At 43.3% G+C, this 12,335-nt stretch carries 12 protein-coding genes; 7 read left to right on the plus strand and 5 right to left on the minus strand.

Annotated features, from left to right (window positions below; translation table 11 throughout):
• Positions 1–19: 19 nt before the first annotated feature.
• The 3 genes from EX191_RS14040 to EX191_RS14050 are packed head-to-tail and all read right to left on the minus strand — an operon-like array spanning position 20 to position 1,450.
• Positions 20–484, minus strand: a complete 465-nt coding sequence (locus EX191_RS14040; RefSeq protein ID WP_193447925.1) for a hypothetical protein — start codon at positions 482–484, stop codon at positions 20–22.
• A 16-nt stretch (positions 485–500) separates the two neighbouring features.
• Complete coding sequence (locus EX191_RS14045) at positions 501–1,019, minus strand: ATP-binding protein (protein WP_193447926.1); 519 nt, start codon at positions 1,017–1,019, stop codon at positions 501–503.
• A 32-nt stretch (positions 1,020–1,051) separates the two neighbouring features.
• The gene (locus tag EX191_RS14050; RefSeq protein WP_149595584.1) at positions 1,052–1,450 is read right to left on the minus strand and encodes an ASCH domain-containing protein; all 399 of its coding nucleotides are present in this window, start codon (positions 1,448–1,450) and stop codon (positions 1,052–1,054) included.
• Positions 1,451–2,349: 899 nt separating this feature from the next.
• Here EX191_RS14050 and EX191_RS14055 point away from each other — a divergent pair.
• Entirely contained in the window at positions 2,350–3,153 is an 804-nt protein-coding gene (locus tag EX191_RS14055) for a MetQ/NlpA family ABC transporter substrate-binding protein (RefSeq protein WP_104974523.1), read from the plus strand.
• Positions 3,154–3,247: 94 nt separating this feature from the next.
• Here the strand turns inward: EX191_RS14055 and EX191_RS14060 are convergent, their stop codons facing one another.
• On the minus strand, positions 3,248–3,523 hold the full coding sequence (locus EX191_RS14060; protein ID WP_193447927.1) for a D-fructose-6-phosphate amidotransferase: 276 nt from the start codon (positions 3,521–3,523) through the stop codon (positions 3,248–3,250).
• Positions 3,524–3,751: 228 nt separating this feature from the next.
• Here EX191_RS14060 and EX191_RS14065 point away from each other — a divergent pair, with 228 nt between their 5' ends.
• Positions 3,752–4,801, plus strand: coding sequence for a DUF4382 domain-containing protein (locus tag EX191_RS14065; protein WP_193447928.1), 1,050 nt, complete (start codon positions 3,752–3,754; stop codon positions 4,799–4,801).
• Positions 4,802–4,854: 53 nt separating this feature from the next.
• Here the strand turns inward: EX191_RS14065 and EX191_RS14070 are convergent, their stop codons facing one another.
• Positions 4,855–5,574: an SIMPL domain-containing protein gene (locus EX191_RS14070; protein WP_005392213.1), complete on the minus strand. Its 720-nt coding sequence runs from the start codon at positions 5,572–5,574 to the stop codon at positions 4,855–4,857.
• 163 nt (positions 5,575–5,737) lie between these two features.
• Between EX191_RS14070 and EX191_RS14075 the strand changes: the two genes are divergently transcribed.
• The 5 genes from EX191_RS14075 (at position 5,738) to EX191_RS14095 (ending at position 12,303) form a co-directional block, all read left to right on the plus strand.
• Positions 5,738–6,004 carry a hypothetical protein gene (locus EX191_RS14075; protein WP_031780245.1) on the plus strand — a complete coding sequence of 89 codons (267 nt, stop codon included), beginning with the start codon at positions 5,738–5,740 and terminating at the stop codon, positions 6,002–6,004.
• Positions 6,005–6,139: 135 nt separating this feature from the next.
• Positions 6,140–7,888 carry a lysophospholipid acyltransferase family protein gene (locus tag EX191_RS14080; protein ID WP_193447929.1) on the plus strand — a complete coding sequence of 583 codons (1,749 nt, stop codon included), beginning with the start codon at positions 6,140–6,142 and terminating at the stop codon, positions 7,886–7,888.
• A gap of 613 nt (positions 7,889–8,501) precedes the next feature.
• The gene (locus EX191_RS14085) at positions 8,502–10,454 is read left to right on the plus strand and encodes a PTS mannitol transporter subunit IICBA (protein WP_167426946.1); all 1,953 of its coding nucleotides are present in this window, start codon (positions 8,502–8,504) and stop codon (positions 10,452–10,454) included.
• Between the two features lie 112 nt (positions 10,455–10,566).
• Positions 10,567–11,715, plus strand: coding sequence for a mannitol-1-phosphate 5-dehydrogenase (locus EX191_RS14090; protein WP_193447930.1), 1,149 nt, complete (start codon positions 10,567–10,569; stop codon positions 11,713–11,715).
• A gap of 57 nt (positions 11,716–11,772) precedes the next feature.
• A complete protein-coding gene (locus tag EX191_RS14095) occupies positions 11,773–12,303 on the plus strand; it encodes an MltR family transcriptional regulator (RefSeq protein ID WP_193447931.1) in 531 nt (176 codons plus the stop codon).
• Positions 12,304–12,335 lie beyond the last annotated feature (32 nt).

Consider the following 12,335-nt stretch of genomic DNA (forward strand, 5'->3'; position numbering starts at 1 on the left):
GTACGGCGACAACCACGATCTACACAAGGCTATTCGTCGGCAGCGTCAGATGTGTATAAGAGACAGTCTTAACACCTTGAACCCCATCACCATTCTCTTGATCTATCTGTGTATAGAAATTCATTTTTTTATTATCTGGTAAAGATATATAGTGAATTCCTGAACCAGTTAAGTAAGAAGTTTCAGTGACATAGCTGTTAAAAATTGCAGACAAAAGTTCATGATCAGAACATACAACATTTCCTAGTTCTGAATCATATTCTATATGTTTTTTTTCAAATGGTAGATAAAATACAATACTTTGTATTTTTGATGCTATATCTTTTACACTAGATTTATTTGTTAGCTTAACTCCAATATCTAAGTAATTTATTCCCTGATTAGGTAAGACCCAGTAATTTATGTGGAGCTCAGAGTTTATCCCTAATGTCTCCTCTTGATATGAATCATGTTTATCTAACCAGAAACCTAAACTACTAGCCATTGAACGTCCTCAATTATTATAACTTATCGATTTTCTCAAAAGTAAGTGATATATCGTCTTGCCCAGAGTAATGTTTAACAAAAGGAATATTTCTTTGAAAACAGAAACTTTTAGCTCGTTCAAACTCTGCTTTTTGGAAAGAGCTCAGTAACTCAACGGAAAATTTCGTATTATCTCGCATCAACAAGCGACGTCGAAGCTCTTCTGGTTCACACTCAACAAAAATTACTAAAGACAGATTCATTGCATCGAAAACAGCATAATCAATTGTAATAATTTCCATATTATTGTTGAGCAAACAAAAATGACCATCTAGCAGGAATTTCTTTTCTTTCACAGAAGAAAGACCTCGAATTAAGGCCGCTTGATTTTTTTCTGCCTTATCTACGAGCTTACTGTCTTCAATGTAATCTGAATTATTTTTAATCAAATCACTTGCTGAATAGCTTTTGACACCTAACAGGTCATTCAAAGACTGACACAAAGTGCCTTTACCTGAACCGTGTACACCTGACACAAACACTACTTTTTTCATTTTCTCCACCAACATACTGAACTTTAGTCATATCAATTAATACATAACTCAGATGACGGTTCTATGTACTTAAATGATTGAGGAGCCTTGAAGCCTTCCTCTCTTTCATAAGGATTGATTGGTGTTGCATATCTTTTCAACTTTTTGATCTCAATGGCATAAGCTACATCACGATCTATAAAGTATTCATCAAAAAACTGTTTGTTGATACCTGATACATCTTTGGTTTGCTCCCACAACTCCTCTGGAGGCTTTGCCAAGATCTGACCGATTTCGAACTCACCAACAATTAAGCCATCGGGCATCGTTGAATAGATTACTACCGACTTAACTTCTGGGCGCTTAAAAACAGCTTTTCTGTATTCAAATAACTTCTCACCCGAAAGGATTTTTTCAACAAATTCAGGTTTTATCGAAAGAAGTGCTTTCATATATGACTCTCAAGAAAACTTCATGGCTGTAAATCTTAAACTGTTCAGTATCAAATAGCATTACAAAATAGGGGCCGCTTTTAAACATCTGACATTGGACATAGAATGGACATAATAGCATCCAACTGTTTTTATATACAGCATAAGTAGAAATTTAGAACCCTATCATGTGGTTAAAAATAGCTCTAAGAAACCTTGACTGCACTAGCGCTACACAAATAGTGTCAGTAGAAATAAGAAGGATGTTAACCGTCGATCTCCAAAAAGCTTAACTCTTGGCTTAGACGTGGCTGATACGGCTGAAGAAACAAACCAGTTTACCAAAACGAAGCTTAGTACCAAACTATACGTTTGGGTTCGTTCCAGCGAGTTTATACGCCAAGTTTGCTTACTGAAGAGTCCAATAACCTTCAATATAAACACATAGAGAAAAGGTACAATAGCGGTACAGTCACTAGTTTTGACTAATTTACGCAAACTACGCTAAACTACTGTTTAGTAATTACTTTAACCTATTTTAAATTACGCTAAACTTACCTCGGTTTACCTAGACTTCCTGTATTAGTGGCTAACTCATAATCGATTGGTCCGCAGTTCAAGTCTGCGAGGGGCCACCAAATTTCGAAAGGCGTAGCAGGTTAGTACCTACTACGCCTTTTTTGTGTCTGCTGACTTTGGGTACAGTTGTGGGTGTAGTAATTCGTTGCTCATCTCGTCAACAACTTCAAACTTATTACCTTCCTCGGTTCTACCCCCTCTTTCTTTCGCTTATTACCAAGCTTTCTATATAGTCGTAGAAACAAAATGTCTGCTCGCTATTTAAACCATTGACCCTTTTTCGACTTCTGATAGGATGGACATGTAAACGTATGGACGTCTAAAACAAAAATGGAGTTACAATGAAAAGTATTCGTCACCTAAAGAAACTAGCTTTGGTTCTCACGGCAGTAGTTGGCTTAAGTGCTTGTGGAGAAAAAGATAACTCTGTCATTAAAGTGGGAGCAACCGTAGGGCCTCATGCTCAAGTAGTTGAAGCAGTAGCTAAGGAAGCAGCGAAGCAAGGCTTGAATGTAGAAGTCATCGAGTTTTCTGATTACGTGACACCCAATGCCGCGCTTAGTGATGGTAGCATCGACATTAACAGCTATCAGCACCAACCATTTTTAGACAACTTCAACAATAGTCATGACGCCCAATTAGTGTCGATTGGTCAATCCATTCTGATGCGCATGGGGCTTTATTCTAACAAGTATCGCTCATTACAAGAGCTTCCAAACAATGCACGCATAGCAATTCCAAACGATCCAACTAATGGTGGTCGTGGTCTATTGCTACTCGCCGATGCAGGTTTAATTGAACTTAAACAAGGTGTTGGCCACAAAGCCGCCCTAACTGATATTACAAAAAATGCAAAGTCGTTTGAATTTGTCGAGGTAGATGCCGCCCAGTTACCACGAACATTGGATGATGTAGACGCGGCTGCGATCACAATGAACTACGTAATGTCTTCTGGTTTAGACCCGAAGAAACAAAGTATCTATCTTGAAGCAAAAGACGCACCGCTGGCCGTCATGGTCATCGCTACTCGTGACGCAGACAAAAATAATGAAGCGTATAAAAAATTCGTTTCTATTTACCAATCTCAAGCAATTCGTGATTATCTCGATCGTACGTTCAAAGGCACAATAGAAGCAGCTTTTTAATCAATAAAGCAACGAATACTTTGCCCACGAATCAGATAGAAAAGAGGCTAATGTTTTCTCATAGCCTCTTCTTTTCACTCCTCACTCAACCGGCTTATTGTCGACTTTCAGCCTCTAATCTCATTGCTAAATAAGCTTGGTCCGCAGAAACCAATTCAGGGCGGTTAATCAACTTCCAGAGGAAATATGGTGGAATTAAAAATACGATGAAGTAGAGAGATTCATGGAAGAAAACATCGGCTATCGTTTGCTGATGCTCCCAAAGTGCCGTCAGTGCAAAGAGCTCTAACATCACGCCTAATACGCCAAAGACGACAGAGACAACAATCGCTAAACCCAGTAGTTCTCTAATAAAGTGCTTGTATGCCATGATACTAATTCCTTCTAGCAGTAAGTCATACTAACTTACGCTCATAAGAACGAAGCCAGCTTGACTATTATCAAACTCCCCTCATCACAGTTAAGAACTTAGTTTTATAAAAAAGGACTTGTATATAACGCCATTGAAGATTGACCTCTCTATCACAATACAATGACATCATTTCTCGACTTTGAGACTAGCCTTTACATTTATCAGCAGTGTAAACAAGAGGTCATAATGAAAAAATATACCTACCCTTTACTTGCCATCTCAGGCGGTCTTTTATTGACGGGCTGTGGTAGCGACAACTCTTCATCCGATACAGAAGCAGCCACTTTTTCTCTCAGCGTTTCCGATGCGCCTGTCGACGATGCCAACAAAGTCGTCTTAGCGTTTAAAGATGTTGTCCTTGTACCATTTGACCCAGAAACTGGCGAACAAACTGGAGAACATATTCTGTTAGATGTTAGTGACAATGGAGCACTACACCAAGTTGATCTAATGGAATATCAGGGAAGTAACGCTAAAACGATCATTAGCGAGCAAGACATCGCTCCTGGTGATTATGCTATGTGTGTGTACGCTAAAGACGGCAAACAATTAAACGATACAACGCTGTCATACGTAGAGAAGACAGACGGCAACATCAAAGGCTTAGTTGTGCCTAGCCGAGGCAGCTGTTTTGGTTTTAAACCAGATACGAGCAATCAAGGTCGCTTGAAGTTTTCGCAAAAAGGTCAGTATGTAAAAGTTCATACTGGTCATAATAGCTATGTTGTCGAGTTTGATTTGCGTAAAGGTCTGGCAGATCCAACGGGCAAAGATTACATGAACATGAACTCTAATGCGGTAAGCTTAGTAAACGCATCAGAATCAGGTCATATCGGTGGTGAAGTCAGTGAAATTCAGTATCAAGCGTGTGAAGCAGACAGTGCAGCATCAAATGCAATAAATGACGTTCCTGCCGTTCACTCAGTCTATCTTTACGCAGGTTCGATGGATCGCTCAACCATGGGCGATATGGGCGCGATGGAGCCACTCCAAGCGCCAGTTGCAGTAGCTAACGTGAATGAATCGCAAGACGAAGAAGGTAATACATCCTACAGCTACGAGTTTGGTTACATCGGCCCAGGCACCTACAGTATTGGGTACACCTGTACCGCGTATGTTGATACACCAGATAACCATGAAACATCAGAAGATGGCTTCCTGATTTATCAACATTACACACCTGTTGATGTGGTCGAAGGTGAGCATACAGAGCAAGATATTAATCCTATCCTATAGCTCTCGTCTTATCGAAAGCCGCTCACACGAAGAGCGGCTTTTTGACTATTATTTTAATCCGATAAGTAATACTGAACAGTTGAGACCACTCGTACTTTCTTAATGTAAGGCGTGTTGCTATCTCGGTCATAAATCGAGAACTGCCCTTGCGTGGCACGTTTGATCTTACCCAGTGAACTCTGTGAGTCTTTGGCAAACTTTTGCGCCACTTCGCGGGCGTTTTTGGTCGCCTCTTCAATCATGTCTGGCTTTACATCATTTAGCTTAGTAAAGCTGTACTCAATGCGGTTCGCGTACGGGTCCTGATTCAGCAGTACACCTTGTTTTCCTAGCTCACCAATCTCATTAATTGCCGCTCGAACCACATCGACACTTTGACTATAAACCGTAACCGTCCGCGAGGCTAAATAACGAAACTCGATATCTTGCTCACTCCCGTATTGCTGTGCTTTTCGGTCAATGACAGCAGGAGAAGAAAGGGAAACGCTGGTTTCAGGGAGCCCTTTGGCACTTAAGAAATCCAGAATCAAACGCGTTTGCTGATCGATGTCATCAAACATAGCCCCCATATCATTACTCGCTAAGGTGAACTGAATTGGCCAGATCACTGTATCGGCAGAGTACTCTCGTTCAGACAATCCCTTCACCGTTACCACTCGCTCATAGGCTTTGTATTTGACTGCTGTTTGCTGAATAAAAAAGCCCAATACTCCTAAACCAATTATCAGACACAGCCCGAGCCATATTGACGCTTTATTGGAAATCTTCTCCATTCATCCTCCTAATTTCGCCAAAAGTAACAATTCGTCGTATCGATAACATAGCTCAACTATGGCCAGAAAATGGCGACCTAAAGCCAAGTTTTTGTCATGTCGTTCGAAATGGTGAATAGAATAAATTACAATTGAACAGTGTTTCATTATGATTTTTAAGATTATGTTGAAAATAAAATGGCTGGTAGTTCTGAGCGGATTATTTGTCTCAACGGCTTGTTTGAGTACTGACGACTTAGTAATGGATGACAACTCAACACAAGCCCCCCAAGCGGGTATGTGCGATGAAGATCAATGCGAAGGGAAAAGCTTTGATGGTCGCATTCTGCTAGATAATGAGCCGACCAAACAGGTCTTGAGCTCACTAGAAAGTCTCGGTGAAACGCTCAACTCTCTGAGTATCCTGATGTTTGCTGGCGACAAAACGTAACGCTAATACGTCCCTATCCCTCGCCTTTGGTCAACAAAGCTTCACCAGTTTGTCACCAAAGGCTCATGGATTTGCCTCTGAACTGTCATCTGTAATTTCTACTATCCGATCAGCCACTTGTATGCTGAGGTAAATATGGATAGTTCAACCCCTTTTCGTCTCCCTCGTAAAACGCCGTTCGGCATTGGTGAAAACGTTGCAGAATGGGCAACGGGTTTAAGTCAGCTCGATAAATTCTACGCCCAACGCCCCGTGAATGCGGATACCAAAACTTTCTTGCGATTTACGCTGGATATTTTGGGGATCGACTATCGCATTGCCCATGGTTCGCTCGACGCAGTGCCAAAGCAAGGCGCAACCGTCATTGTGGCGAATCACCCTCTCGGTTGTGTTGAAGGCGTGATTCTCGCCGAGCTACTATTGATGATACGAGACGATATCCAAATTTTAGCGAATCAGTACCTAAAAACCGTACCAGAGCTCGACCAACTTTTTATTGGTGTCGACGTATTCGAAGGCAAAGACGCCGTCAAATCGAATATGAAGGCCCTCAGAGCAGCCAACAAACACCTTGCGAATGGCGGCTTGTTATTGGTTTTCCCTGCGGGTGAAGTGTCGCAGTTAGTGGATGCCAAACAACAGCGTTTAGAAGACAAAGAATGGAGCCGCAGTGTCAGTGCGTTAATTCGTAAGAACAAAGCCGCCACTGTTCCCGTCTTCATTCGTGGGCAGAACTCAAAACGCTTCTACATGGCAGGTAAAATCCACCCTCTTTTACGCACCTTGATGTTAGGAAGAGAGCTGCTCAACAAGAGCGCAAAAACCATTGAGTTGTCCTTTGGGCAAGCAATCAAGTTTAAAGAACTCAATAACCTCAATGATGATCAGATCGTCAATTATCTGAGGCTTAACACCTACCTGCTTAACCGCGATGTAAGTGCCACTCAGCAAACGGTCTCAGACAATGCTCTCTTACCTATTGCGGCAGGGTTACCCATAGGCCAATTGCTTGAAGAGCTGCACAGCTTACCGTCAGAAACCCAATTGCTTCAAAGTGGCGAGTTCGACGTATATTGCGCCAGCGCGCAGCAGATCCCATCTCTCCTGCATGAAATTGGCCGCTTGCGAGAACATAATTTCCGTCAAGTTGGCGAAGGGACCGGGCAAGCGATAGACATCGATCATTTCGATCATGATTACCTGCACCTATTTGTGTGGGATCGTGAGAACCAATGCATGGTAGGTGCTTACCGTCTTGGATTAGTTGATCAGTTATTGGCGAAATATGGCGTAGAAGGATTGTATTCGCGCACATTGTTCAACTATGACCAACGCTTTCTCGATCAAATGGGTAAGTCGATTGAAATGGGTCGTTCTGTGATTGCCGAGCAATATCAAAAAAGCATGAGTGCCCTACTCTTACTCTGGAAAGGCATAGCGACTTTTGTCCATCAACATCCCGAATACACGCACTTGTTTGGCCCAGTGAGCATCAGCAACGATTACAGCCATACCGCGCGTCAGTTGCTGGCACAATCGATGACCCTACACCACTACGACAACGACTGCGCCGAATACGTCACTCCGTCAAATCCACTGCCAGAAACCAACTTAAACTGGAATACCAGCATGCTAACCGCATTGGGAGACTTACAGTTGCTATCTCGCGTGATCGCTCGAATTGACGAAGGCAAAGGCGTTCCGGTATTACTGCGCCAATATTTGAGTTTGAATGGTAAGTTGGTGTGTTTTAACGTCGATCCGGCGTTTAACAACGCACTGGATGGGTTGATTATGGTGGATTTACGCGATGTGCCTGAGAAAACGCTTGCACGTTACATGGGCAGTGAAAACGCGCGTGAGTATTTAGCTATGAACAATTAAGCGTCGTCTAAAAACGTAGGAGGTATCGCGCTGCTCAAAATCGCTCTAAACAACACAACGCGAGCAGCATGAAGCGTTATTTACCCATAAGACATTAAAAACAAAGTGTTTAGTTAAACTCATCGCAAAAAGGCCAGTCATCTCAAGCTTTAATCCACAAAACGCCAACATCGCAAAAACGTTCACGTTATAAACTTTCACAAAACCTCAAAATGGTCATAGATCACATTTTTAATCAAACCTGACGTCAAACAAAATGTGATATTGATCATCTCGAGCATTTAATTTGAATTGAAAAAGAAATTAAAGGCGATCTTAATCACAATGAATTTTGATTTTATATTTGTCAGAAGATCGAATTGATCACTAATATTTTTATTGACAGATTTGAAAGTCATTTTTTGTTATTAAGTTACATATCAATTAATTGATCATCATCACTTAAAAAATGCTTTTCATCCGAAGAAATGCGGGGGTTGATCACGAAAAACCCGTCGTCAGTTCCAATTGGAAAATGTGTGGTAAATTGATTGGGTACTAAGCAATCAAACAAGCGGTTTTGGCGAACCGTTTACGACAACATATTCATCAGAACATCGAACGGGGAATTGTTATGATATCACCAGATGCCAAGATCAAGATACAAAATTTTGGTCGTTTTCTGTCAAACATGGTAATGCCTAACATCGGCGCGTTTATCGCGTGGGGCTTTATCACTGCTCTATTTATCCCAACCGGATGGCTACCAAATGAGACGTTAGCTTCCATGGTTGGTCCTATGATCACTTACTTGCTGCCACTACTGATCGGTTACACCGGTGGTAAATTAGTGGGCGGCGATCGTGGTGCGGTAGTCGGCGCAATCACAACAATGGGTGTGATTGTCGGCACAGACATCCCAATGTTTATGGGTGCAATGATGGTCGGCCCAATGGGCGGCTGGGCTATCAAGAAATTCGATAACTACATCGATGGTAAAGTAAAAAGTGGCTTCGAGATGTTGGTTAACAACTTCTCTGCGGGCATCATTGGTATGCTGTGCGCCATTTTGGCTTTCTTCCTTATCGGTCCATTTGTCAAAGTGCTTTCAGGCGCATTGGCAGCAGGCGTAAACTTCCTTGTTTCAGCGCACCTTCTGCCACTGACTTCTATTTTTGTTGAGCCAGCGAAGATCCTGTTCCTAAACAACGCGATCAACCACGGTATCTTCTCTCCGCTAGGTATCCAACAAGCGTCTGAGACAGGTCAATCGATCTTCTTCCTAATCGAAGCAAACCCAGGTCCTGGTCTAGGTATCCTGCTAGCTTACATGGTGTTTGGTAAAGGTACGGCTCGTCAAACGGCAGGTGGTGCATCAATCATCCACTTCTTCGGCGGTATCCACGAGATTTACTTCCCATACATCCTAATGAACCCTCGCCTAATCCTTGCGGCTATCGCAGGTGGTATGACTGGCGTATTCGTTCTAACTATGTTTAACGCAGGTATCGTTTCTCCAGCATCACCAGGCTCAATCTTCGCAATCTTGTTGATGACTCAGAAAGGTTCAATCGTTGGTGTTCTAGCGTCTATCGCAGCCGCAACAGGTGTGTCATTCGCCGTAGCAGCACTGCTAATGAAGACACAAACGTCAACAGAAGAAGACGGTGATGAAGCAGCACTAGAAAAAGCAACATCACAAATGAAAGACATGAAATCTGCATCTAAAAACGATGCGGTGGTAAATAGCCAAAGCAAAGGTGACGTAGACCTAGCGACAGTACAAAGCATCATTGTCGCTTGTGATGCGGGCATGGGCTCGAGTGCAATGGGCGCGAGCATGCTACGTAAAAAGGTTCAAGACGCAGGTCTGAACATCCACGTAACCAACCTTGCTATTAACAGCTTACCAGAGAGTGCAGATATCGTGATTACTCATAAAGACTTAACGGGTCGTGCACGTAAGCATGCTCCAAACGCACACCACATTTCATTGACTAACTTCCTAGACAGCGAAATGTACAACCAGCTAGTCACCAAGTTACTAGCAGCACAAAACCAATCCGCAGCCAATGACGACCAGATGGTAAAAGTGTCAGTCATGGCGGCGAACGACGACAGCTTTGAGCCACAACAACCATCGGTATTCCAAATCCAGCGTGAGAACATTCACCTAGGTTTGAAAGCAGCCAACAAAGAAGAAGCCATTCGCTTTGCAGGCAACAAATTGGTTGAACTTGGCTACGCAGAACCAGAATACGTAGACGCGATGTTTGAGCGTGAAGCGTTGGTTCCAACTTACCTAGGCGAATCTATCGCAGTACCTCACGGTACGGTAGAAGCGAAAGATCGCGTGAAGAAAACCGGCATTGTAATCTGCCAATACCCATCGGGTATCCAATTTACTGAAGATGACGACGATGTCGCGAAACTGGTTATCGGCATTGCCGCTAAGAACGATGAGCACATCCAGGTGATCACCACCATTACGAACGCGCTCGATGAGCCGGAAGCAATTGAGAAGCTAACCAGCACCAACGATGTAGAAGAAATTCTAAACATCCTTGGCGGCCAGCAAGCGGCTTAATCACTCCTTTAATTTGCTCCTGAGGCAAACGAGGTCAACTGTCACCCCCTATGCGGTTGGCCTCACCCTAGTTTCGTAAGTCAACATTTTCAGATATTGGTAGGTAAGAATTATGAAAAACGCAGTTCATTTTGGTGCAGGTAACATCGGTCGTGGTTTCATCGGTAAACTCTTAGCAGACGCAGAAGTCGAGGTCACTTTCGCTGACGTTGATGTACCGCTAGTAGACCAGCTCAGCCACAAACAAGAATACAAAGTAAAAGTGGTCGGTACTGAGTGTCAAATCGACACCGTTACCCATGTCACAGCGGTAAACTCAGCCAGTGAAGACGTGATTGATCGCATCGTCAAAACCGATTTAGTCACCACAGCAGTTGGTCCAAACGTATTAGACATCATCGCGAAAACCATCGCGAAAGGTATCGCCAAACGTTTTGAAGCTGGCAATGACGCGCCACTTAACATCATCGCCTGTGAAAATATGGTGCGTGGCACAACGCACCTAAAAGGTGAAGTGTACAAACACTTGGATGAATCACTGCACGCAAAGGCAGACGAGTTGGTTGGCTTTGTTGATTCAGCGGTAGATCGCATCGTGCCACCAGCAGAAGCGGCGAACGATGACCCACTAGAAGTGACGGTAGAAAGCTTTAGCGAATGGATTGTCGATGAGCAGCAATTCAAGGGCGATATCCCTGACATAGCTGGCATGGAAAGAACCAACAACCTAATGGCCTTTGTCGAACGTAAGCTGTTCACCCTAAACACAGGTCACTGCATTACCGCTTATTTAGGTTGTTTGAAAGGGCACCGTACCATTCGTGAAGCAATTGAAGACCCAAGCATTCATGCCGAAGTAAAACAAGCAATGCACGAAAGTGGTGAAGTGCTGATCAAACGTTACGGCTTCGACCGCGACATGCACAATGCCTACATCGAAAAGATTTTAGGTCGCTTCGCCAACCCATATTTAGTGGATGAAGTGGATCGCGTTGGACGACAACCAATTCGTAAATTGGGTGCAAATGATAGATTAGTGAAGCCATTACTCGGTACAATCGAGTATGGCACTGAAAATCAAACACTTTTGAAAGGGATCGCGGCGGCGTTGAAATACACCAACGACACCGACCCACAAGCGGTGGAACTACAAACCTCATTAAAAGCCGTGGGCGTAAAGAAAACGCTAGCAACGTACACTGGCCTGGCTGAAGACAGTGTTGAAGTGGCTCAAATCGAAGTGATTTACCACCAGCTTTAATCGAATCAAGGGGAGCTCTGCTCCCCATAAATATAATTTTAAACAGTTACTCAGTATATGGCAGATAACATCAACGAAACCGAGATCATTGAACGATTAAACAGCGCGCCATCGGTACGAGGCTTTTTTATTGCAGCAGTCGATGTGTTCAACGATTCCATCGACGGGCTAATACAAAGGATCTTTCGTAAAGATAACTTCGCCGTGCAATCGGTTGTTGGTCCCCTACTGCAAGACTCCGGACCGCTGGGCGATCTCTCCGTTCGTTTGAAACTCCTATTTGGCTTAGGCGTACTCCCAGACGATATTTATCATGATATTGAAGACATCATTAAGCTTAAAAACCGACTCAATAGCGATGCATCCGACTACGAGTTCACTGATCCAAATATTCTAGAGCCAATCAAAAAGCTGCATCTGGTGAAGAAAATGGGCATGGTGCAATTGGAAGTCAGCGAACCCGATGACGACATCGATCTTGAGTTTTACCAACTCCAGCTTCAGCGCCAACAACAAATCATTAAGTCCGGCCTGTCACTCGCGATTGTCGAAATTTGCAATGAACTGGGCAAGGACAGCCCTTTTTAACCCAACCTCCGGCAAGGAATGCCTTCTCAACT

This window comes from Vibrio chemaguriensis (genome assembly GCF_012275705.1).
In the GTDB taxonomy this organism is placed as follows: Bacteria; Pseudomonadota; Gammaproteobacteria; order Enterobacterales; family Vibrionaceae; genus Vibrio; species Vibrio diabolicus.